21 protein-coding genes are annotated in these 22,433 nt (G+C 45.6%); 18 read left to right on the forward strand and 3 right to left on the reverse strand.

Annotated features, from left to right (window positions below; all coding sequences use genetic code 11):
* Window positions 1-76: 76 nt before the first annotated feature.
* The 3 genes from hydA to ssnA all read right to left on the reverse strand — a co-directional run bounded on the left by hydA (window position 77) and on the right by ssnA (window position 5,904).
* The gene (gene hydA, locus DW091_RS18295) at window positions 77-1,453 is read right to left on the reverse strand and encodes a dihydropyrimidinase (RefSeq protein ID WP_118518912.1); all 1,377 of its coding nucleotides are present in this window, start codon (window positions 1,451-1,453) and stop codon (window positions 77-79) included.
* Between the two features lie 80 nt (window positions 1,454-1,533).
* Window positions 1,534-4,530, reverse strand: coding sequence for a putative selenate reductase subunit YgfK (gene ygfK, locus DW091_RS18300; protein ID WP_118518913.1), 2,997 nt, complete (start codon window positions 4,528-4,530; stop codon window positions 1,534-1,536).
* A gap of 39 nt (window positions 4,531-4,569) precedes the next feature.
* Window positions 4,570-5,904, reverse strand: coding sequence for a putative aminohydrolase SsnA (ssnA, locus tag DW091_RS18305; protein WP_074617343.1), 1,335 nt, complete (start codon window positions 5,902-5,904; stop codon window positions 4,570-4,572).
* Between the two features lie 381 nt (window positions 5,905-6,285).
* Between ssnA and DW091_RS18310 the strand changes: the two genes are divergently transcribed.
* The 18 genes from DW091_RS18310 (at window position 6,286) to modB (ending at window position 22,431) form a co-directional block, all read left to right on the forward strand.
* Complete coding sequence (locus DW091_RS18310; RefSeq protein ID WP_074617344.1) at window positions 6,286-6,942, forward strand: helix-turn-helix transcriptional regulator; 657 nt, start codon at window positions 6,286-6,288, stop codon at window positions 6,940-6,942.
* 58 nt (window positions 6,943-7,000) lie between these two features.
* Window positions 7,001-8,212, forward strand: coding sequence for a diaminopropionate ammonia-lyase (gene dpaL, locus DW091_RS18315; protein ID WP_096919708.1), 1,212 nt, complete (start codon window positions 7,001-7,003; stop codon window positions 8,210-8,212).
* A 22-nt stretch (window positions 8,213-8,234) separates the two neighbouring features.
* Window positions 8,235-9,545 carry a YgeY family selenium metabolism-linked hydrolase gene (locus tag DW091_RS18320; RefSeq protein WP_339622265.1) on the forward strand — a complete coding sequence of 437 codons (1,311 nt, stop codon included), beginning with the start codon at window positions 8,235-8,237 and terminating at the stop codon, window positions 9,543-9,545.
* A gap of 66 nt (window positions 9,546-9,611) precedes the next feature.
* The gene (gene ygeW, locus DW091_RS18325; protein WP_118518914.1) at window positions 9,612-10,811 is read left to right on the forward strand and encodes a knotted carbamoyltransferase YgeW; all 1,200 of its coding nucleotides are present in this window, start codon (window positions 9,612-9,614) and stop codon (window positions 10,809-10,811) included.
* Window positions 10,812-10,889: 78 nt separating this feature from the next.
* Entirely contained in the window at window positions 10,890-11,822 is a 933-nt protein-coding gene (gene arcC / locus DW091_RS18330) for a carbamate kinase (RefSeq protein WP_058694315.1), read from the forward strand.
* A gap of 40 nt (window positions 11,823-11,862) precedes the next feature.
* Entirely contained in the window at window positions 11,863-12,240 is a 378-nt protein-coding gene (locus tag DW091_RS18335) for a RidA family protein (protein WP_074617347.1), read from the forward strand.
* 79 nt (window positions 12,241-12,319) lie between these two features.
* Window positions 12,320-13,645: a nucleobase:cation symporter-2 family protein gene (locus tag DW091_RS18340; RefSeq protein ID WP_058694317.1), complete on the forward strand. Its 1,326-nt coding sequence runs from the start codon at window positions 12,320-12,322 to the stop codon at window positions 13,643-13,645.
* Window positions 13,646-13,778: 133 nt separating this feature from the next.
* Entirely contained in the window at window positions 13,779-14,426 is a 648-nt protein-coding gene (locus DW091_RS18345) for a PAS domain-containing protein (protein ID WP_058694318.1), read from the forward strand.
* Window positions 14,419-15,162 (forward strand): selenium cofactor biosynthesis protein YqeC, encoded by a 744-nt coding sequence (gene yqeC, locus DW091_RS18350; protein WP_118518915.1) that lies wholly within the window; start codon window positions 14,419-14,421, stop codon window positions 15,160-15,162. The genes DW091_RS18345 and yqeC overlap by 8 nt, the downstream gene beginning before the upstream one ends.
* A complete protein-coding gene (locus DW091_RS18355; RefSeq protein WP_118518916.1) occupies window positions 15,156-15,767 on the forward strand; it encodes a nucleotidyltransferase family protein in 612 nt (203 codons plus the stop codon). The genes yqeC and DW091_RS18355 overlap by 7 nt, the downstream gene beginning before the upstream one ends.
* Complete coding sequence (yqeB, locus tag DW091_RS18360) at window positions 15,757-16,554, forward strand: selenium-dependent molybdenum cofactor biosynthesis protein YqeB (RefSeq protein WP_118518917.1); 798 nt, start codon at window positions 15,757-15,759, stop codon at window positions 16,552-16,554. The genes DW091_RS18355 and yqeB overlap by 11 nt, the downstream gene beginning before the upstream one ends.
* Window positions 16,555-16,556: 2 nt before the next feature.
* Complete coding sequence (locus DW091_RS18365; protein WP_058694322.1) at window positions 16,557-17,708, forward strand: aminotransferase class V-fold PLP-dependent enzyme; 1,152 nt, start codon at window positions 16,557-16,559, stop codon at window positions 17,706-17,708.
* A 13-nt stretch (window positions 17,709-17,721) separates the two neighbouring features.
* Window positions 17,722-18,768, forward strand: a complete 1,047-nt coding sequence (gene selD / locus DW091_RS18370; RefSeq protein ID WP_118518929.1) for a selenide, water dikinase SelD — start codon at window positions 17,722-17,724, stop codon at window positions 18,766-18,768.
* A 12-nt stretch (window positions 18,769-18,780) separates the two neighbouring features.
* Window positions 18,781-19,395 (forward strand): sulfurtransferase-like selenium metabolism protein YedF, encoded by a 615-nt coding sequence (yedF, locus tag DW091_RS18375; RefSeq protein ID WP_118518918.1) that lies wholly within the window; start codon window positions 18,781-18,783, stop codon window positions 19,393-19,395.
* Window positions 19,396-19,397: 2 nt separating this feature from the next.
* The gene (locus DW091_RS18380) at window positions 19,398-19,673 is read left to right on the forward strand and encodes a DUF3343 domain-containing protein (protein WP_118518919.1); all 276 of its coding nucleotides are present in this window, start codon (window positions 19,398-19,400) and stop codon (window positions 19,671-19,673) included.
* A 19-nt stretch (window positions 19,674-19,692) separates the two neighbouring features.
* Window positions 19,693-20,709 (forward strand): molybdopterin-binding protein, encoded by a 1,017-nt coding sequence (locus DW091_RS18385; protein ID WP_096919715.1) that lies wholly within the window; start codon window positions 19,693-19,695, stop codon window positions 20,707-20,709.
* An 8-nt stretch (window positions 20,710-20,717) separates the two neighbouring features.
* Complete coding sequence (locus tag DW091_RS18390) at window positions 20,718-21,740, forward strand: XdhC/CoxI family protein (RefSeq protein ID WP_118518920.1); 1,023 nt, start codon at window positions 20,718-20,720, stop codon at window positions 21,738-21,740.
* A 13-nt stretch (window positions 21,741-21,753) separates the two neighbouring features.
* Window positions 21,754-22,431, forward strand: coding sequence for a molybdate ABC transporter permease subunit (modB, locus tag DW091_RS18395; protein ID WP_096920572.1), 678 nt, complete (start codon window positions 21,754-21,756; stop codon window positions 22,429-22,431).
* Window positions 22,432-22,433 lie beyond the last annotated feature (2 nt).

The raw sequence follows: 22,433 nt of genomic DNA on the forward strand, positions 1-22,433 counted from the left end.
AAGCCAATGACTTGACAAAAATAAAAGAACCACCGATGAGAACTGAGGTGGTTCTTTTATTTTTTTGTGCTTCTGCTTAAAGCTGACAAATCCCCCGTGAGATATATCGCCCTCTATTTTCAGCGATAACCTGTCCATTTTCTACAACGGTTTCTCCATTTAACAGTACGAACTCTGCCCGGCCCTTTGTTTTAATTCCTTCGTAAGGTGTATAATCAACATTTTGGTATTGATCCTTCTGAGTAATGATACCATTGTAGTCTGGGTCCCAGATAACAATATCGGCATCACTTCCTGCTTTTAAGGCTCCTTTTTTGGGATACATGCCAAAAATTTTTGCTGGTGTTTCTGAAAGCTGGGCAGTCAATTGATTCAGGGTCATTTTGTTTTCGCAGACACCAAAGGTATACATGAGTATTGGGCGTGTTTCCACACCGGGCATGCCGTTTGGAATCTTGCTGAAGTCATTTTTACCAAGATCTTTTCCGCCTTTCATATTAAAGCTGCAATGATCACTGCCGATAGTGTCAACAATTCCAGAGCCAACAGCCTTCCAAAGGGCCTTTTCATCGGATGGTTTACGTGCTGGAGGAGCAAAAACATATTTTGCGCTTTCAAAGCCTTTCAGTTTATAACAGCTGTCGTCCAGCAGTAAATATTGCGGGCAGGTTTCAATAAAGACTTTTTGCCCACGCCTGCGGCCATTCAGGCACGCTTCAAGTGCTCGTTCAGTACTGAGGTGTACCACATAGACCGGTGATTCAGCGGCCTCTGCAATGGCTAAAAAGCGGTTGACAGCCTCTGCTTCTACAAAGCCGGGCCTGGAGAGGGGATGAGCTGCAGGACTCATATGGCCCTGACGTTTTTGTTCGGCAATCAGTGCGTTGACGAGATCGCCGTTTTCACAGTGCATTGAGACAAGCCCGCCGAAGGCTTTTACCGCTTCTAAAATTTCAAAAATCTCGCGGTCATTGGAGCGCAGGTTATCGTAAGCCATATAAAGCTTAAAGGAGGTTACGCCGGAATCTTGCATTGTCTTTAGTTCTTTACGCGTTGTGTCATTCCAGTCGGTAATAGCCATATGAAAGCCATAATGGCAGGAGGAGCGGTTATCCGCCAGCATATGCCAGTTTTCTAAAGCCTCTGTCAGACTGTGGCCTTTATCCTGGGTGGCAAAATCGATAATGGTTGTGGTACCGCCAGAGACGGCGCCTTTTGTCGCGGAGACAAAATCATCCGCAGTATGGGCCGTGCCAGTATCCATATCCAGGTGTGTATGTGGATCAATAAAGCCTGGGAAGATATACTTTCCGGCAGCCTCGATGATATTAGCCTCTGGGTCTTCGAGCTTTTGGTCTATTTTGGCGATTTTATCATTTTCTATCAGAATATCGGCGTTAAGGGTATCTGTGGAGGAAAAGAGGATACCGCCCTTGATGATTGTTTTTTTCATAATAACACCTCATTTTAAAATGGAAATTTGAGTAGGAAACAAGATTAGGGACGTCCTAAGACGTCCCAGATATATAGTTTTTAAAGGAGATAGCTGTAGTTGCTGACAACTGCTTTAATGATATCATTGATCCCCTGTGGCAGTGTGCTGTCACCAATAGAGGCATCAATGACATTGCCTTCAAGACGGACCTTAACACGATCGCCGCCTGTGACCAGAAAACCGCTGTTACTGCTGTCTTCAAAGTCGGCAAGGTTGTGATAGAGGGTAAACTTATCCTTGTAAGGGGCGCTGTCGTATGGGCAGAATGTCTTGCAGTTACCGCATTCGTTACACATTCTGTCAACATGTACAATCTGTCGCATTTTATGATGTGGCACAAAGAGGGCCAGATTTGCACGGTTTGGGCATACATCCATACAGGATTCACAGACTGTTGAGCATTCCAGACAACGGCTGCATTCTGCTGATTCACATTTTGGCTCTGCCAGGATACCGCGCTTAGACAGTGCTCGGTCATAATTTCCTGTATTTTTAGAATAGGTAGGAGCAGCTTCGAGACCCTCGGCTTTCACAATGGTATCGGCAACCTTACGCGCGTCGGCAATAGCCTCCACAACTGTGGCAGCGCCTAGCTGTGCGTCGCCGGCTACAAATATATTGTCACGTGCTTCCAGGGTGTCTTTGTTAACTTCGACGCGGCCACGGTCTGTCAGACCGATTTTATTCTGAGCAAACCATTCTTTATCAATTTTTGCACCGACTGAGGCGATGACCGTATTGGCTGGAATAGTCATGAATTCATCGGTGTTCTGAGGGCTTCTTCTTCCGGACGTATCCGGCGCACCGAGTACCATCTTACGGCAGGAAAGGATGCTGCCGTCAAATTTTTCTGGTGAGAGAAGCTCATAGAATTTCACGCCGTCTTCCAATGCCATTGCAAGCTCTTCCTCATCTGCTGGCATATAGCGTTTTGTTCTGCGGTATACCAGATGGACATTTTGAACACCCGGGGCTTTTTTGGCGGCTCTGGCGGCATCCATGGCGGTATTGCCACCACCGATTACCACAACATCTTTTCCTAATTTCAGGCTGGAAGCGTCTTTTCTGAAGCTCTGTAAAAAGTCGAGTACATTGATTGCCTGTTCACCCTCCAGCTTATACGGGCTTGGGCCCCAGGCACCGGTAGCGGCAATAACATATTTAAAGCCCTTGTTTTTCAAATCCTCCAATGAGAGGACTTCAGTGTTTGTGAAAACTTCTACACCGTAGGCTTTCATAAGCTTTACATCATTTTCCACGATTTCGGAATCGACCCGGAACTCGGGGACTACATGGCGTACAATACCGCCCAGGCTTTCATTGCGTTCAAAGATTGTAGCAGAGATGCCATTTCTCGCCAGGAAGTAAGCGGCAGAGATACCAGCGGGACCACCGCCGACAATGGCAACCTTGGCATCCGTGCGTTTTTCAACGGGCTTGATCTCTTTGAGTAAATCATCATAACCCAGCTCGGCAGCGTTAAGTTTCACATCGCGGATACACAGAGGCGCTTCGTAAAAATTACGTGTACATTTGTCCATACAGCGGTGGTTGCAGATAGTGCCGGTGATGAAAGGAAGCGGGTTTTTCGCAGTAATGACTTTAAGCGCTTCCAGAGGTTTGTCTTCGCCCAGAAGCTCAATATAATCCGGAATATCCTGAGAAATTGGACAGGCTTCAGAACAGGGGGCAGTAAAACAGTCAACCAAGGGTACTTTTTTGTCGAATTTTCTGGATGGCAATGGTTTTATGGCGCCTTTTACATTATGAGGATTGGTTCTGGCACGTTTTGCAAGCATGGATAAAGACGAAGGTTTCAGGTTTTGCACTTCCTTAAAATTGTAAGAAACAAGATCATCTGCCATTTGGTCGAGACGGTTATATCCGCCTGGCTTTAACAAAGTGGTAGCCAGGGTAATTGGCCAAATACCTGCTTTAAAGATATCTTTGATGTTAAAGATATCTGCACCACCGGAATAGGAAATACGCAGATCACCGTCAAAGGCTTTCGCCAGACGGTTTGCCAGCTCGATTGAGCATGGGAACAGTGACCGGCCGGACATATACATATCTTCACTTGGCAAAATACCGTCAACAACCTTCTGTGGGAAGGTGTTCGTGATTTTTACCCCAAAGGCAACGCCTTTATCGGCGGCTTCTTTTTTCAGCCGGGTAAACATGGGTACAGCGTCCTTGAACTGAAGGTCATGAAGGAAATGATAATCATCAAAATCCATGTAATCATATCCCATACTGTCAAGAATTTTACGAGCAGATTCGTAGCCTAACATGGTTGGATTGCATTTAACAAAGGTATTTAAGTTTTTTTCGTTAATCAGGTAGCTGGCAATTCGTTCGATTTCATCAGGGGGACAGCCGTGAAGGGTAGAAAGTGTGATGGAGCGGCTGACGACTGGTGAGATACTTTTGACATAACCAGCGTCAATATTATCGAACTGATCCAAATGAGCCAGGGTATAATTCATGCATTCCTTCCATACCGCAGAATTTTCAGCGTTTTTCATTCCTTCGATATAATGATCAATTTTTTCAGTCTGAACGCCGGCAAAGTCATAGCCGACACTCATGTTAAAGATGAAGCCATCTGGGTTCCCGAACCCCATCTCCTTGGCTAAAAGCTTAATGGCAAACCAGGCCTTCACATATTCATCATAGGCTTCCTCCACGCGCAGCTCGGTAGACCATTCACAGTTGTAGCATTCATCGCCGGCTGTGATACAGGGTTTGGAAACAAGCGCTGCCAGGTCTTCGCCATCTACAGGCTGTACGGTTTTTAGTTCAAAGAAACGCGCTCCGCCGACATAAGCGGCAATAATATTTTGTGCCAGCTGGTTGTGTGGTCCCGCCGCCGGACCAAAAGGCGTTTCCAGCATCTCGTCAAAAATAGAGAGTGTTTGCTGGTCAATTTTTTTGTAAAGCTTGCGAACGCCAAAGATGCTTTTTTCTTTTTTATATTCTTTTAAGATCCAGTTGATCATTTCGCCAAAAGGGATAGGGTACATTTTATCGCTCATTTTGATACTCCTTTTTATTTTAATAACAGGGCAGTTATATTATCTATGGTTAATGCGATCGGCTAGTTTCTTAGCGGTTTCGCGCGATTTTGCCAGAATGGCTTCTTCATCAATATTCAGCAGCTCGCGGTCTTTCATAAGAACCTTGCCATTAATCATGGTGGTAATGACAGAACGCCCGCACATGCCAAAGAGGATATGTGAATTATAATTGTCAGCGTTCATTGGGGTCGTTGGAGTGTAGTCTGTCACGATAATGTCAGCGGCGGCTCCCGGGGTCAGAACGCCTAAGGTTTTGCCAAAAAGGCGTTTGGCGATGGCCGGATTATTATTAAACAGCATCTGTGGAATTTCACCCCAGGCCACGTTTGGATCACAATTGAAATGCTTGTGAAGGATATTAGCTACCTTGTAGGATTCGATCATATCATTGGTGTATCCGTCTGTGCCGAGACCGATGAGAATGCCGCGCTTCACAAGCTGAAGCACCGGCGGACACCCAACAGCATTTCCCATATTGGATTCAGGGTTATGCACGACCATTGTGTTGGTATCCTTGAGAATTGCCATTTCTTCACCATTGATGTGAATACAATGTACAGCAATGGTATTTTTGCCTAAAATATTTTTATCGAACAAACGATTGACCACGCGTTTACCATATTTTTCTAAAGAATCATAGACATCGTCCAGACCCTCCGCAACGTGTACATGATAACCGGCGTAATCCGGTTTTTCGGCATTACAGTAATCAAGCGTTTCATCAGTCAGGGTAAAGGCAGCGTGAAGACCGAGCATACCGTGAACCATTCCGGTTTTATCCTCGTGGGCGGCTTTGATAAAGTCGATGTTTTCCTTGACAGCGGCTTTCATTTTATCGGCACCATCCCGATCAGAAACTTCATAACAAAGGCTGGTGCGAACGCCGAGCTCCTTGGCGACATCGGCAATGGTAAAGAGGCTGTCTTTTATTTCGCCATAGCTTGCGTGGTGGTCTACAACAGTGGTAACACCCTGTTTAATACAATCAATATAAGTATCGTATGCGCTGTATTTATTGTCTTCGTTTGTCAGGTTGCGGTCAATGGTCCACCATTGACCATCTAAAATATCCATGAAATTCTGGGGATTAAAGCCCTTGATGGAAAGCCCTCTTGCAAAGGTGCTGTAGATGTGATTATGGGTATTGATCAGCCCTGGCATGATAACGCCGCCCTTGGCATCAATAAATTCAGCATCTGGATATTGCTTTTTCAATTCTTCTGTAGAAGCAACGTTTACAATTTCATCGCCTTCCACTGCAACACAACCATTATTTAAATAGGTGTTTTTTTCATCTCGGGTAATTAACCGACCATTTCCAATTAAAATCATTGTTCTCTCCTTGATTATTGTTATTTTGAATGGATATAGAGGGTAGTGAGGTTTCTATATCCTTAATGAATACTGCAAAACATTGAATATGCGAAGGTTTTTATATGAGATGCAGCAACCTTTTAATAGAGGCACAAGACAATAATACTTTATTATCCTAACGATAATTTATCATGTTTTAAAACAAAAAGCAAGCCTTTTTTAAAAAAATTTATTAAATTTATTTTGGTGATATAATAAATTTTTATTTTTTTTAAAAACAAGGGTTGCGCTTTTTTAAGAATGGTGTTATGATAGACACATAAATCAAACAAATTGTCAGGTTACCTGATAAACTGTTTGGTTAATTGAAAAAGTCGATATGCGAAGGAATTAATTAAGATGCAAGGAGAAACACTGGATTTATTAAAGAATTTGGCCCATGGCATTGCTACACAGTTTGGCAGCAACTGTGAAGTGGTAGTACACGATCTTACAACTGAAAATAAAGAAAGCACAGTTGTCTACATAGAAAATGGACATGTTACCAACCGTAAGCTGGGAGACGGGCCCTCCCATGTTGTTCTGGAAGCTCTGAAAAAAAAACCTGAAGATTTACAGGATCATCTGGATTATATGACAAAAACTGCAGATGGCAAAATTTTAAAATCAAGCACGGTTTATATCAGGGATAAAGGCAATAAGGTTATTGGTATCTTTTCGATTAATTATGACATTACAGGTTTATTGATGGTGGAAAACTCACTTCAGTCTCTTATAGGAACTAAGAAAGAAAAAGAGGAGGAAGTAGAGAGCATTCCCACAAATGTCAATGACTTACTGGAGGACCTGCTTGAGCAGTCTGTTCGTCTGGTTGGAAAGCCAGTGGCTTTAATGAACAAAGAGGATAAAATCAAGGCCCTTAAATTTTTGAATGATGCCGGAGCCTTATTAATCACCAAAGCGAGCGAAAAGCTGACCGCTTACTTTGGAATATCCAAGTATACCTTGTACAGCTATATTGATCAGAGCAGTTCCGATCCATCAGAAAAGAAATAAGCGAGGACCGTCACGGTCCTGAAAGCAATTTAGTATTATACTTCAACAGGAGAGAACAATGGAAAAAATTAAATGGGTATCTAATGAGATGCCAAAAACTGACGATAAGGAATTATCGGTGATGTCTATCGAATCGGTTAAAAAGGCGAAAGCTTTTCACGAAAGCTTTCCGCAGTATTCAAAGACACCACTTGTAAAGCTTAACAAAATGTCAGAGTATCTGGGAATCGGCAGTTTGTTTGTGAAAGATGAATCTTACCGTTTTGGTCTCAATGCCTTTAAGGTTTTAGGCGGTTCCTTTGCAATGGCGAGGTATATTGCACAAAAGCTGGGCAGAGATGTTTCTGAGCTGGATTACGATTATCTGACATCCGATAAACTGAAAGAAGAATTTGGGCAGGCTACCTTTTTTACAGCTACTGACGGAAACCACGGACGTGGTGTTGCATGGGCTGCCAATAAACTCGGACAAAAGGCCGTTGTTTATATGCCAAAGGGCTCCAGCCCGATTCGGCTGGAAAATATTTTGAAAGAGAACGCAGAGGCAACTATTACGGATGTAAACTATGACGAATGTGTTCGTATAGCGGCGGCCGAGGCAGAAAAAACAGAAAACGGCGTGGTTGTTCAGGATACGGCCTGGGACGGCTATGAAGAAATTCCGGCATGGATCATGCAGGGCTATGGTACCATGGCTTTAGAAGCTGCCGAGCAGTTGAAAGCAGCAGGCTGCGAACGTCCGACACATATTTTTATTCAGGCAGGCGTTGGATCTCTGGCGGGAGCGGTACAAGGATTTTTCGCAAACCTGTTCCCGGACAACTGCCCTACAACGGTTGTGGTTGAAGCTGATGAAGCAGCCTGCTTATATAAATCGGCTGCTGCTAAAGATGGCAAAATCCGTTTTGTAGATGGTGATATGCAAACCATCATGGCTGGTTTAGCCTGTGGCGAACCGAATACCATCTCATGGGAAATTTTGAAAAATAACAGTTCCTTTTTTGTTTCCTGCCCGGACTGGGTAGCGGCAAAAGGCATGAGAATGCTGGCGGCGCCAGTAAAAGGGGATACACCTGTGACCTCTGGTGAGTCTGGGGCAGTATCTATGGGCTTAATCGCAACCTTAATGGAAAGCGACGATTATAAAGATTTAAGAGAGAGTATTGGTCTGGACAGTAATTCTAAGATCATTATGTTCTCGACTGAAGGGGATACAGATCCCGAAAATTATCGTGCTATTGTCTGGAATGGCGCGCACCCATCAATTTAAATTAATCAGGAGGTAAATGAAAATGGATTTTGAAGCGATCAAAAAAGCGGCACAGGGTTATGAAAAGGATATGACGAAATTCCTTCGCAATATTGTAAAAAACCCGGGTGAAAGCTGTGATGAGGAAAAGCATATTAATACCATTGCAGAAGAGATGCGCAGGCTTGGTTTTGATAAAGTGGAAATTGATCCCCAGGGGAATGTCCTGGGATATATGGGAACCGGCGATACTCTGATCGGTTTCGACGCTCATATTGATACCGTTGGTGTTGGTAATATGGATAACTGGGATTTTGATCCCTATGAAGGTTTTGAATCGGACACTGAAATCGGCGGCCGTGGCACCTCAGATCAGCTAGGTGGGATTGTGTCTGCTGTTTACGGCGCTAAAATCATGAAAGACCTGGGAATGCTGAATGATAAATACAGCGTATTGGTAACCGGTACAGTTCAGGAAGAGGACTGTGATGGTCTTTGTTGGCAGTATATTATCAATGAAGATAAGGTCCGTCCTGAGTTTGTCGTTTCCACGGAGCCGACTGACGGCGGTATCTACCGTGGACAGCGCGGACGTATGGAAATCCGGATTGATGTGGCGGGGGTCTCCTGTCATGGATCTGCTCCGGAGCGTGGTGATAACGCTATTTATAAGATGGCGGATATTCTGCAGGATGTACGCGCTCTTAATGAAAATAATGCGGAAGAAAGCACTGAAATCAAGGGACTGGTTAAAATGCTGGATGAAAAATATAATCCTGAGTGGAAGGAGGCCCGCTTTTTAGGCCGTGGAACTGTCACTACCTCAGAAATTTTCTTCAGCTCGCCAAGCCGCTGTGCGGTGGCGGACGGCTGCTCTGTTTCTTTAGACCGCCGTATGACAGCCGGGGAAACATGGGAAAGCTGTCTGGAAGAAATCCGCAATCTGCCAAATGTAAAAAAATATGGAAATGATGTGAAGGTCTCAATGTATGAATATGAACGTCCTTCTTATACTGGATGTGTTTATCCGATCGAATGCTATTTTCCGACATGGGTTATTCCAGAAGACCATAAGGTTACTAAAGCATTGGAAGAGGCTTATAAAGGGATGTACGGCGAAGAACGTATCGGATCTTCTGAAACTGCGGCAGAACGTAAGGCCCGCCCGCTGACCGATAAATGGACTTTCTCGACCAACGGTGTGTCCATCATGGGACGAAACGGTATTCCGGTTATTGGTTTTGGCCCCGGGGCAGAAGCACAGGCTCATGCACCAAACGAAAAAACCTGGAAACAGGACCTTGTGACTTGTGCTGCTGTTTACGCTGCTTTACCAACTGTTTATACCAAATAAAAAAGTTTGGCTGTGAATGAAGGATAAATTATGAGTATTAATTTATAAAATCAAGGAGATTAAAAAATGGATAAAACTTTACAAACCTATATCGATAAACTAAATGCACTGAATTTTAAAGAAATGTATGAAAATGATTTTTTCCTGACCTGGGAAAAAACGCCGGAAGAGCTGGAAGCAGTGTTCACCGTGGCCGACGCTTTAAGATATATGCGTGAAAATAATATTTCAACTAAAATCTTCGAAAGTGGTCTGGGAATTTCCCTGTTCCGAGACAATTCAACACGTACCCGTTTCAGCTTTGCCTCTGCCTGTAATCTGTTAGGTCTGGAAGTTCAGGATTTAGATGAAGGTAAATCTCAGGTAGCTCACGGTGAAACTGTGCGTGAAACAGCCAATATGATCTCCCTTATGGCAGATGTTATCGGTATTCGGGATGATATGTATATTGGCAAAGGCAACGCCTATATGCACGAAGTGGTCGACGCTGTAACAGAGGGTCACAAAGATGGTATTTTGGAACAGAAACCAACCTTAGTCAATCTGCAGTGCGATATTGATCATCCCACACAGGCAATGGCCGATGCCCTCCACTTAATCCATTATTTTGGCGGTATTGAAAACTTAAAGGGTAAAAAAGTCGCCATGACCTGGGCCTATTCCCCATCTTATGGAAAACCGTTATCTGTACCGCAGGGCATTGTCGGTCTGATGACCCGTCTGGGCATGGACGTTACTCTGGCACATCCGGAAGGATATGAAATTATGTCTGACGTAGAAGAAGTGGCTAAAAAGAATGCAGCTGAAAGCGGTGGATCTTTTACAAAGACCAACAGCATGGCAGAGGCATTTAAAGACGCTGACGTTGTCTACCCCAAGAGCTGGGCACCCTTCTCCGCAATGGAAGAACGGACCATCTTATACGGTAACGGTGACCAGGAAGGCATCGATCGCTTAGAAAAAGAACTGCTCGCTCAGAATGCAAACCATAAAGACTGGGAATGCACTGAAGAGTTGATGAAAACAACCAAAGACGGCAAAGCACTTTATATGCACTGCCTTCCGGCTGACATCACTGGCGTCAGCTGTGAAGAGGGCGAAGTTGAAGCCTCTGTATTCGACCGCTACCGTACAGAATTATATAAAGAAGCCAGTTATAAACCATATATTATTGCCGCGATGATCTTCCTGGCAAAGGAAAAAGATCCTCAGGCAACCTTAAAGGCTTTGGAAAAAAGAGGCATTGACCGTTTCTTTACCAAGTAAAAGCAAAGACAATATATTTGAGGATGGCCAGGTGATTCACTTGGCCGTCCATCCATTTTGCATTTAAAGGAGGATACCATGAGCAAAAAAATTGTGATCGCCTTGGGTGGAAACGCTTTAGGCAACAATTTACCAGAACAAATGGAGGCGGTTAAAAATACAGCCAAGGCCATTGCGGATTTAATAGAGGAAGGAAATGAAGTTGTTATTTCTCACGGAAACGGGCCGCAGGTGGGTATGATCAATCTGGCCATGGGTGAACTGGCAAAGGCGGACCCGGGGAATCCTGTGGCGCCTCTGTCTGTTTGTGTAGCGATGAGCCAGGGATATATTGGCTATGACCTTCAAAATGCGTTGAGGGAAGAGCTCCTTGACAGAGGCATTCACAAACCGGTTTCCAGTATTATTACCCAGATGCGTGTTGATCCTGACGATGAAGCCTTCAGCCATCCCACAAAGCCCATCGGTCGTTTTATGACTAAGGAAGAAGCAGACGAAATGGTCAGAGAAAGAAATTATGATGTCGTGGAGGATGCGGGCCGTGGTTACCGGCGCGTTGTGGCCTCACCAAAGCCAGTCGAGATTATTGAGATTGAAACCGTTAAAGCTCTGGCAGATGCGGGGCAGGTTGTTGTGGCGGCTGGTGGTGGGGGAATCCCTGTTTATGCTCAGGGAAATCATTTAAAAGGTGCAGCCGCTGTGGTGGACAAGGATTTTGGAAGCTGTCTGCTGGCAAAGGAAATTGGCGCAGATTGCCTGATTATTTTAACTGCCGTCGAAAAGGTTGCCATCAATTTTGGCAAGCCGAATGAGGAATGGCTGTCTGAGATCAGTGTTGAGGAAGCCCAGAAATACGCCGATGAGGGACAGTTTGCTCCTGGCTCTATGCTGCCAAAGGTTCAGGCGGCAATGGAATTTGCAAAATCGGGTTCAGACCGTTTTGCATTGATTACTCTGCTTGAAAAAGCAAAGGATGGTATCCAGGGTAAAACAGGGACCATTATTAAATAGATAAGTTAAATTTCTAACAAACAACAAGAAGGAGAATATCATGAGTAAAACAGTTATCAACGCAGCGAAAGCACCAGCTGCTGTCGGCCCTTATTCACATGCCAATGCGACAGGAGACACGATCTATATTTCAGGACAGCTGGGACTGGACCCAGAAACCGGTGTTTTGGCAGAAGGTGTAGAGGCTCAGGCTAAAACAGGCTTTGAAAATTTAAAAACCATTCTAAGCGAAGCGGGTGTTTCTTTTGAAAACGTTGTGAAAACAACGGTCTTTTTAACGGACATGAATGACTTTGCTACAGTTAACGATCTCTATGCACAATACTTTATAGGAGACTACCCGGCGCGTTCCTGCGTTCAGGTTGCAGCATTGCCAAAAGGAGCTTCTTTTGAGATAGAAGCCATTGCAGCAAAATAACGATGCGTTAACACACCGTGCACAAAGTGTTCTTGGAGGACGGCTCTTAACAGTCCTCTAAGGTCATGAGGAGAATATCATGAATAACGATAAAGATAATGTCATTTATCAACTTAAGGGAATGCCGAAAATAAAAGAAGCAATCCCATTGGCACTGCAGCATGTTGCGGCGATGATTGTTGGCTGTGTGACGCCAGCCATTATAGTGGCCGGTACCGGCGGCTTATCGCCGGCCGACACGCGGATTCTTATTCAGGCGGCGCTTATCATCTCTGGTATCGCCACACTTATTCAGCTCTTTCCACCGTTTCGAAAAGTCGGTTCGGGCCTTCCGGTTATCATGGGGGTCAGTTTTGCCTATCTGCCAACCATGATCGGTATTGTCAGTGATTATAATATTGCGACCATACTAGGCTCGCAGGTCATTGGCGGCGTTGTGGGAATACTGATTGGTATTTTTATTAAGAAGCTCCGCAAGCTTTTTCCTCCAGTAGTTACCGGCACTGTGGTCTTTACCATTGGTCTGTCCTTATACCCGACGGCTATTAAATACATGGCGGGGGGCGCGGGAAGCGAAAATTTCGGTTCCCCCATGAACTGGATCATCGCAATGATCACGCTGGTACTGGTTATTTTCTTTAATAATTTTACAAAAGGCTTTGCCCGTCTGGCTTCCATTCTTTTATCGATGATCATCGGCTATGTTATCGCCCTGTTCTGTGGAATGATTGATTTTGGTACAGTACAGGAAGCGAGCTGGTTTATGCTGCCGGCAGTGGGTCATTTTGGGTATGAATTTCATCTGCCTGCGATTATATCTATGTCGATCTTGTTTGTGGTCAACTCGGTGGAATCCATCGGGCAGTTTTCCGCACTCAGTGTGGGTGCCATGGACCGTGAGCCTACAACAGACGAACTGTCAAGAGGGCTGATGGGCAATGGTGTCTCAAGCATTATCGGCTCTATCTTCGGTGGCCTTCCGACCTCTACCTTTGGTCAGAATGTCGGTATTGTTGTGACGAACCGGGTTATTAACCGTGTGGTCATTGGTTTTGCCGCGGGCTTTATTGTCCTGGCCGGTCTCTTTCCGAAATTTTCAGCTTTAATGATGACCATCCCGTACTGCGTGCTGGGCGGTGCCACAATTTCAGTTTTTGCCACCATTACCATGACAGGGGTTAAGCTTTTTATGCAAAGCGAACTGACTCAGAGAAATGCAACCATTGTTGGGTTATCGGTTGCCCTTGGTATTGGTATTTCACAGGTTCCCGGCGCGATGGAACAGCTTCCAGCCTGGATCGACAGTCTTTTTGGGGAATCAGCCGTTGTGGTTTCAACCCTGTCTGCAATCCTTTTAAACTTAATTTTACCAAAGAATACACCCTTTGAAAATGAGGATCTTTAAAAAAATCGACACAATAATAAATTATTATTGAATTTTTCTCCGAAATCTGCGATAATAGGGATATAACATTTTTTAAACAATGATTGTAAGCGTTCTTTGTTTATATGAATCAAAGTTCAGAAGGAGAATAATTATGGCAAAAGATCTTGAATCCTACAAGGTACTGGTAGACTTTTTAGCAGATTATCTGGGAGAAAACACGGAGGTGGTATTGCACGACCTCTCGGACTGTCAATCATCGATTGTGGCAATCCGCAATGGCGATATCAGTGGACGTGAATTAGGGGCACCGGTTACAGACTATGGCCTTAAGCTTATTAAGAATGAGGCGTATAAAGAAGCGCCATACCGTGTGAACTATCGGGGATTGTCTCCAAGAGGCAACATTATACGTTCGGCAACGTATTTTATTAAGGATGATGATGGTGAGCTGATCGGTCTGCTTTGTCTGAATATGGACTGTCAGAAATTTGCGGAGGCCCGTGATATTCTGGAATCACTCATTACGGTTGAGCCGCTCAAAAAAGATGAAGAATCCGAAGAAAACTTCAACATTAACGTCAAAGAACTGGTTATCAATAATATGAGCCGTGTGCTGCCCAGCAATCACGGAGACCTCAGAAAAATGGGCAAACAGGAAAAGATTGATGTGGTTGAAAGACTGCAGGGACTTGGAACCTTTATGGTTAAAGGAACCATCTGGCACGTGGCGGATATGCTCGGGGTTTCAGTACCGACTGTTTACCGCTACCTGGCTACCATTAAGAAGGAAAATGAATAAAAAACTTTGTGTGCAAAATGAGAACATGAAACTGTCAGCGCTGTTCGGTATCGAACAGCCTGACTTTGTTACAATCACCGGCGGCGGCGGTAAAACAGCGTTACTCACCTGTCTGGGAAGTGAGCTTAAGAATAAGGGGAAGACCCTTTTAACCACCACCACAAAAATGCGCTATCCGGATGACTTTGAAGGCGAAGTAATCGTAACAGAATCGTATAGAGAGCTTTTAAGCCGCTTGGTAAAACAGCACTGCAATTTGTATTATTTTGCAGAACGCTGTATTGAGGATCATAAGGTAAAGGGGGCGCCGCCCGAGCTGCTGGACAGTCTTTTTAAAGTGCTGGCGGATTGGGTTATTCTGAATGAGGGAGACGGAGCTGGCGGAAAGCCCTATAAAATATACAGAGAGTGGGAACCCGTTATTCCACAAAACACAACAAAACTGATCCATGTGATCGGCTGTGAGCTTTTAAATGAGCCCATAACCGACATGAATCTGCACCGCTGCCCGCAAGAATTGAAGGGGAAACGTTTTGACCTTGATTTGTTCAGGGAGAGCATGGAGTGGTTTGTGAGTGATAAACTGAAAAGTTTTAAAGTTCCCAAATTTTTGCTTGTTAATAAGGCAGATAGCGGAAATAAGATGAAAGCTGAGATACTCTGTGAAGCGGCTAAACCATATTTTGACGGTTGTATTGCAGCGTCTTTGCGTGAAAGGAACTGGTATCTATGTTAGGGGCAATTGTTCTTGGAGCAGGACTGTCACGCCGTATGGGCGGTGAAAAGTTACTCTTGCCCATAGGCAGAAAGAAAATTTTAGAGAAAACCATCGATGGTGTAATGGAAAGCTTTAGGGATGTAATCGTTATTGTAACAAGGGAGGCTGTTTTTAATTGTATTGAAACACATAGAGAGCCTGTATATTTACTGAATGATCATCCAGAGCTTGGACAGTCGACTTCTTTACAAATAGCAGTCGCATACCTTGAAGAGCATTACCCGGCGTGTCAGGGCATACTGGTGTTCCTTGGCGATCAGCCGCTGGTCAGCAGGAAGCTGGTGAATGACATAGAACGGGCGATTACAGAGAATCCAAAGTGTATTATCATGCCAGAATATAAAGGCCAGAAAGGACATCCTGTTGCCTTTGGAAAATGTTGGTTTAAAGAGCTTTTGGCAATCTCCGGTGACACAGGTGGCCGGGAGATTATTCAAAAACACCCTGAAGCTCTGATAAAAATTCCAGGAGAAAGAAACTGTGTTATGGACGCTGATACGCCTGAGGATTATCGGCGTTTACTGGAATACTATGAAAAGGAATGGTCTGAGAATGAAAATTAATGAAACGATTATTGTGCGTGGAGCCGGCGATATTGCTACTGGCACGATATACCGGCTGTATAATGCGGGTTTCAGAGTAATTGCCCTGGACATTGAATCCCCTACGGTTATCCGGCGCACTGTCGCGTTTGCCCGAGCCATTCAGGATGGTACGGCAGTCGTGGAAGGAGTAACGGCAAGACGCTGTGAGTCCATTGAGGAGGTGTGCCGGTGCTTGAAAAAAGATGAGATACCGCTTTGTGTCGATCCAAGAGGCGATATGATCCGTATGGTTCGTCCTGATGCAGTGGTCGACGCAATACTTGCCAAAAAAAATCTGGGAACGACCCGTGATATGGCAAAAGCCGTTGTTGCCCTGGGACCTGGCTTCACCGCCAAAGAGGATGTTGACGCTGTGATTGAAACCAACCGGGGGCACTATCTTGGAAAAATTCTGTATAAGGGAATGGCGGCAAGAAATACTGGTATCCCTGGAAACATTGGCGGATATACCCACGAACGGGTAATCCATGCTCCCGATTCTGGAGTGATCCGGCTGTGTCACGACATTGGTGATTTGGTAAAAAAAGGCGAACATCTTGCTTTTATCGGAGAGAACCCGGTTATGGCCAAGATTGACGGCGTATTGCGCGGCATGATTGTTGATGGTACGGATGTAAAAAAAGGATTGAAAATTGCCGACGTTGACCCGCGGGGCGATAGGGCCTATTGTTATGCGATTTCGGATAAGGCCCGTAATATCAGCGGCGGTGTATTGGAGGCAGTTATGCACTTACTGAAGGAGTAAAAATGAAAGGCGTTTATTTTGACAATGCCAGCACCAGCTGGCCAAAAGCTCCGGGAGTGGCGTCTGAAATGGCCGGTTATCTGGAGAACATTGGCTGTAATGTGGGACGGGGGAGCTATGAACGGGCCTATACAGTGGCTAGAAAGGTTTACGATACTCGTGAGAAGCTGTGCAGTCTGTTTGACGGCGAGGATAATAAAAACGTTATTTTTACAGCGAATGTAACACAAGCAGTCAACATGGTGCTCAAAGGCTTTCTGAGACAGGGCGATCACGTGCTTATTTCCGGCCTGGAGCATAACGCTGTGGTGAGACCACTTGAACATCTGAAGCGGGTTGGCGTTACCTATGATGTGATTCCATGTGACAATCTGGGTAATTTAGAAATAGCGTGTATCGAAAAAATGATAAAGCCGGAAACGAAGGCTGTTGTTATGACCCATGGCTCCAACGTAAGCGGAAGCATTCTGCCCATTGAGGCTGTGGGACGAATATGCAGAAGTCAGGGACTGTATTTTATTGTGGATGCTGCCCAGACAGCTGGTCTGCACGATATCAGCATGAAAAGGGCGAATATCAGTGCCCTGTGCTTTACAGGGCATAAAGGGCTCATGGGCCCGCAGGGGATTGGCGGCTTTCTGGTGACAGATGATCTGGCGGAGCAGATGGATCCGCTTTTAGATGGAGGCACAGGAAGCGTGTCAGACCAGCTGGATATGCCGGACTTTTTGCCGGATCGGTTTGAGGCTGGAACGTTGAACCTTCCGGGGATTTATGGACTCAGCAGCGCGTTAGATTATTTGTGCTCAGTTGATAAAAGCGAGCTGCTTATGGTTGAGGAACGGTTAACGAGCACTTTTATCCGTGGGGTTGAAGCCATAGACGGCCTGCGCCTTGTTGGAAATGTGGACATTCAGAGCCGCTGTGCCCTGGTTTCTGTAGAATGCCTGACAAGGGACAATGCGCAGATAGCCTTTGAGCTGGACAGGGATTACGGCATTATGACACGGGTAGGAATGCATTGCGCTCCGCTTGCGCACAGGACTTTGGGGACATACCCACAGGGAACCCTGCGTTTTTCCTTCAATCATTTCAACACACAAGGTGAGGTGGCCTATGCCTTGGAGGCCCTTCAAAAACTTACAGCAGAATGAAAGGACAAATGCCATGTCAGAAAATAAACCAAAACGCTTGACCGAAATGGTCAGAAATTGTGGATGTGCTGCGAAGCTTGGGCCAGGTGCTCTGTCAAAGGTTTTAAAAAACCTTGAGCTTAAAGGCTGTGACAGCCTGATAATCGGGCTGGAAAATTCAGATGATGCCGCAGCTTACAGGATTAATGACAAGCAGATCCTGCTCCAGACACTGGATTTTTTTCCACCCATTGTGGACGACCCATATCTCTTTGGACAAATTGCCGCGACAAATGCTCTGAGCGATATTTACGCCATGGGCGGAAAACCGTTGACTGCGATGAATATTGTCTGTTTTCCAGAAAAGGAAGACAAGGCGCTTCTATCCGAAATTTTGAGAGGCGGCGCTGACAAGATACAGGAGGCCGGTGCAGTTCTTATAGGCGGCCACTCAGTCGATGATCTTGAACCTAAATATGGCTTGTCTGTGACCGGAGTGACAGACTGCCTGCACCTTCGTGGGAACTGCCATGCGCGGGAGGGTGACAAGCTTATCCTTACGAAACCTATCGGGACCGGGATTATCGTATCAGCCATCAAAGGCGGTATCGCGACAGACGAATCCTGTGAAGCTGCGATTTTTTCCATGACCACGCTGAATAAAACAGCCTGTGAAGTGATGGGGTTATACGACGAAGTGCATGGCTGTACAGATATTACCGGTTTCAGCCTGGGCGGTCATGGAATTGAGATGGCCAGAGCCAGCCACCTGACCATGGAGCTTGAGGCTTCAGCCATTCCGCTCATGCCTGGAGTCATTGAACTGGCAGAGATGGGCATTGTGCCCGGTGGCACTTATCGGAACAGAGAATATTTTGGTCCAGATTACAGATCAACGGTGAGTGGACTGATGGAGGATATTATTTTTGATCCCCAGACTTCCGGCGGCCTTTTGATCAGCGTGTCACCCTCTGAGGCGGAGAATCTTTTGAAAACACTGAAGGTCGAGCTGAAGACAGACTGCGCGCTTGTGGGAGAGCTTACAGACAGGCAGGACAAAGCCCTGATCATAAAAGAATAAAGGAGAAAAACAATGACTAAGATAATCGATGCCATGGGTAAGGCATGCCCTATGCCGGTCATTATGGCTAAAAAAGAAATCGAAGAAAATCGTGACAGCTTTATTATAACCGTCGATAACGCCATTGCGGTAGAGAACCTGAAAAAACTTGCAGCCAGCCAAAGCTATGACGCTGTAGTAAGCGGCAGCGGAGAGCGCTTTGAAGTCCGGTTTATTACAGATGGCCGTGAAATACCGGAGGAAGAGATGAAGAAAACGCCAGATGGCAGTGCCGTTGCCTGGGAAACAACAGGCAGATGGGTCGTTTTTATGGGAAAAGACTACATTGGCGAAGGAGAGTACGAGCTGGGGAACGCCTTGGTGAAAATGTTCTTTTACACCCTTTCGCAGGCCGACAATGTGCCAGAGAGCATTTTATTTATGAACAGTGGCGTTAAGCTGCCAGCCCTGAATGAGCAGGTGGCTACCCATTTACAGGCTCTGGAGGACCGGGGTGTAAAGATACTGGTCTGCGGAACCTGTCTTGACTACTATAAACTTAAGGATAAACTGAAGCTTGGTGAAATCAGCAATATGTATGACATTACAGAAAAGATGTTGGCCGCTTCAAAGGTTATTAGTCTGTAATAATGAAGGGACAGGATTATTATTTGCTGACTTTTGCCAATACCCACGCAGCCATGATGGCCGAAGGAATATTGAAGGATCTTTTTGAAATCACGATTATTCCAACGTTAAGGGAGATTTCGGCGGGGTGCGGTATTTCAATAAGCGTTAAGACATCGGACATAGAAAATGCATTAAAACAGCTGAAAACAGCGAAATTTGATGAAACACGGATGGACATCTATAGGGTTCGCCATATCGGAGGAAAAGTCTGTCCAGAACCAGTGCGTTCAAAATAAAACAGAACGAGGCAGTAAAATGGAAAGTGTAAAAACAACAGAAGCCCTGGGGCTGATCTTATGTCATGACATGACACAAATCATAAAAGACGAGTTTAAAGGCCCGAGATTCCGCAAGGGGCATGTGATTCAGAAAGAGGATATACCCGTGCTTTTATCCATGGGAAAGGAGCACGTTTATATCTGGAAAAACGACCCCGGCATGGTTCATGAAAACGCTGGAGCCGAGGTGCTGTACCGACTATGTGCAGGGGCGTATATGTCTCCTTCGGAGGTAAAGGAAGGAAAAATTGAGGTGATTGCAGAGAGAGACGGGTTGCTAAAGGTGGACAGCGGCAGGCTAAAAGCGCTTAATGCCCTGGGTGAGCTCATGATTGCCACCAGACATGGGAACTTTCCTGTTAAAAAAGGAGATAAGCTGGCAGGGACCCGGATTATTCCACTGGCCATTGAACAGGATAAGCTGGACCGCGCTGTGGCCCTTGGCGGCGGAAAGCCCATTCTGAAGCTGCTGCCATTTAAAAAAAAGAAGGCGGCTGTCATCAACACTGGAAGCGAGCTCTATGCGGGGCGGATTAAGGATGCTTTTGGTCCTGTGATCAAGGACAAGCTGGACGAATACGGTGTTGACGTTATGGCGCAGGAGATTCTTCCCGATGATGAGGCGTTAGTTTCGGAAAAAATCAGTGAATTTATCGAAAAAGGCGCCGAGATCGTCATCTGTACCGGAGGTATGAGCGTGGACCCGGACGATATTACGCCAAGTGCCATTCAAAAGACTGGCGCCGAGATCGTCAGCTACGGTGCACCGGTATTGCCGGGGGCGATGTTTCTACTGGCATATCAGGGGGAGATACCCATAATGGGCCTGCCAGGATGTGTGATGTACGCCAAAAGAACAGTATTTGACCTGGTGCTCCCCAGAATACTGGCAGGGGAAAAACTGGTTCCGGAGGATTTATCTTCTCTGGGTGAGGGTGGCTTATGTTTAAATTGTGAAGTCTGCACCTACCCAAACTGTGGTTTTGGAAAGTAGAGGAAATAATGAAGGATTTTTACAAAGCGCTTAAGCTTTCAAAAAAGAGAAAAGAGCCCCTGGCAGTTGTGACCATTATTGATTTTCATGGCTCTGCGCCTAGGGGGACAGGCGCCAGAATGGCTGTTTATAAGAATGGCAGCACCACAGGTACCGTGGGTGGTGGAGCCATCGAATACGATGCTCAGCAGGAAGCGCAGAAACTGTTTGAAACTAAGATCTCCTTTATGAAAAAATACATACTGAGGCCAAATGAGGCCGCTGATCTCGGTATGGTATGCGGCGGAAACGCCACATTGTATTTTCAGTATTTTTCCCCCGATAATCCGCAGACAGAAAAGCTGATTGAAGAGCTGGACAGAGCATTTAAATCCAATGAGGATTTCTGGCTCCTGACCAGCTGGGAGAAGCCTGCGGATTTTGAAATGACTGTCGTCGATGGAGAGAAGAAAAAAACATCTTTTTTTGATATCGAGTTATTTCAAAAAGAAAGTCGATTGCTTAAAAAGGACAAAATCGTTTTTTTCTCACAGCCACTATTGCAAAACGGGCGGGTTTATGTATTTGGCGGTGGACATATTGCTAAGGAGCTCGTGCCCTTGCTCAGCCATCTGGACTTTAAATGCGTGGTTATTGATGACCGGGAGGCGTTTGCCAACAGTGAAGCCTTCCCAGATGCTGATGCGGTTTTTGTCAGCGATTTTAAAGATATCGGCACATTTTTAAAGATTGGCCCATCAGATTATGTGGTCATAATGACCAGGGGACATCAGAACGATTATCTGGTCGAGGCGCAGGTCCTTAAAACAAAAGCCCGTTATATCGGTGTTATCGGCAGCAGGAAAAAAACGGAAGCTGTTAATGGAAAGCTCATGAAGCTTGATGGCTTTACACAGGAAAGATTGAACATGGTTTATACGCCGATTGGAAAAGCGATTAAAGCAAAAACGCCGGCAGAAATAGCCATCAGTATTGCCGCAGAGCTCATTGAAGTAAGGGCGTCAGACGAAAGCATAAAAACTTTTAAATAGTGGAGGTGTTTGTATGGCAGAGAGTTATTCACCCCTTCTGATTTCCTTAAAAACAGCGATTCTGGCAACAGCTGTTACGGTTATTCTGGGCATTTTGGCCGCACGGCTGGTTATCCGCTTTCCGGAAAAAGCCCAATGGCTGACAGATGGCATTCTGACACTTCCGCTGGTTTTGCCCCCGACGGTTATCGGCTTTATCCTGCTGATGATTTTTGGCAAAAACAGCCCTTTGGGACAGGCGCTGCTGCAATTGGGGATACGCGTGGTCTTTTCGTGGAGCGGAGCAGTTATCGCCGCCATTGTTGTTTCCTTTCCTCTTATGTACCGTACCACCAAGGCGGCTTTTGAACAGATGGATCAGAACCTTATTGATGCCGGGAGAACGATGGGGCTTTCAGAGCGCTATATTTTCTGGCGAATAAGAGTCCCGGTAAGCCTGCCAGGAATTGGAGCCGGCATGGTGCTGGCTTTTGCCCGGGCCATCGGCGAATTTGGGGCGACACTGATGATTGCCGGGAACATTCCAGGCAAAACACAAACCGTTCCCCTGATTATCTACACGGCCACAGCAGCTGGAGATATGCGTTTAGCCATGCAGTGGGTAGCGGTTATCGTAGCCATATCACTGTTTTCCATTGGCGGCATGAATGTCTGGCTGGCCTTGCAGGGAAGAAAGGCAGGTAAAGCATGAGC

The sequence above is a fragment of the Eubacterium sp. AM05-23 genome (assembly GCF_003477535.1).
Taxonomy (GTDB): domain Bacteria; phylum Bacillota; class Clostridia; order Eubacteriales; family Eubacteriaceae; genus Eubacterium; species Eubacterium maltosivorans.

Bases quoted from the DNA above. Each gene is read 5' to 3' on its own strand.
- hydA (WP_118518912.1), bottom strand. From the start codon at position 1,453: ATGAAAAAAACAATCATCAAGGGCGGTATCCTCTTTTCCTCCACAGAT.
- ygfK (WP_118518913.1), bottom strand. From the start codon at position 4,530: ATGAGCGATAAAATGTACCCTATCCCTTTTGGCGAAATGATCAACTGG.
- ssnA (WP_074617343.1), bottom strand. From the start codon at position 5,904: ATGATTTTAATTGGAAATGGTCGGTTAATTACCCGAGATGAAAAAAAC.
- DW091_RS18310 (WP_074617344.1), top strand. From the start codon at position 6,286: ATGCAAGGAGAAACACTGGATTTATTAAAGAATTTGGCCCATGGCATT.
- dpaL (WP_096919708.1), top strand. From the start codon at position 7,001: ATGGAAAAAATTAAATGGGTATCTAATGAGATGCCAAAAACTGACGAT.
- DW091_RS18320 (WP_339622265.1), top strand. From the start codon at position 8,235: ATGGATTTTGAAGCGATCAAAAAAGCGGCACAGGGTTATGAAAAGGAT.
- ygeW (WP_118518914.1), top strand. From the start codon at position 9,612: ATGGATAAAACTTTACAAACCTATATCGATAAACTAAATGCACTGAAT.
- arcC (WP_058694315.1), top strand. From the start codon at position 10,890: ATGAGCAAAAAAATTGTGATCGCCTTGGGTGGAAACGCTTTAGGCAAC.
- DW091_RS18335 (WP_074617347.1), top strand. From the start codon at position 11,863: ATGAGTAAAACAGTTATCAACGCAGCGAAAGCACCAGCTGCTGTCGGC.
- DW091_RS18340 (WP_058694317.1), top strand. From the start codon at position 12,320: ATGAATAACGATAAAGATAATGTCATTTATCAACTTAAGGGAATGCCG.
- DW091_RS18345 (WP_058694318.1), top strand. From the start codon at position 13,779: ATGGCAAAAGATCTTGAATCCTACAAGGTACTGGTAGACTTTTTAGCA.
- yqeC (WP_118518915.1), top strand. From the start codon at position 14,419: ATGAATAAAAAACTTTGTGTGCAAAATGAGAACATGAAACTGTCAGCG.
- DW091_RS18355 (WP_118518916.1), top strand. From the start codon at position 15,156: ATGTTAGGGGCAATTGTTCTTGGAGCAGGACTGTCACGCCGTATGGGC.
- yqeB (WP_118518917.1), top strand. From the start codon at position 15,757: ATGAAAATTAATGAAACGATTATTGTGCGTGGAGCCGGCGATATTGCT.
- DW091_RS18365 (WP_058694322.1), top strand. From the start codon at position 16,557: ATGAAAGGCGTTTATTTTGACAATGCCAGCACCAGCTGGCCAAAAGCT.
- selD (WP_118518929.1), top strand. From the start codon at position 17,722: ATGTCAGAAAATAAACCAAAACGCTTGACCGAAATGGTCAGAAATTGT.
- yedF (WP_118518918.1), top strand. From the start codon at position 18,781: ATGACTAAGATAATCGATGCCATGGGTAAGGCATGCCCTATGCCGGTC.
- DW091_RS18380 (WP_118518919.1), top strand. From the start codon at position 19,398: ATGAAGGGACAGGATTATTATTTGCTGACTTTTGCCAATACCCACGCA.
- DW091_RS18385 (WP_096919715.1), top strand. From the start codon at position 19,693: ATGGAAAGTGTAAAAACAACAGAAGCCCTGGGGCTGATCTTATGTCAT.
- DW091_RS18390 (WP_118518920.1), top strand. From the start codon at position 20,718: ATGAAGGATTTTTACAAAGCGCTTAAGCTTTCAAAAAAGAGAAAAGAG.
- modB (WP_096920572.1), top strand. From the start codon at position 21,754: ATGGCAGAGAGTTATTCACCCCTTCTGATTTCCTTAAAAACAGCGATT.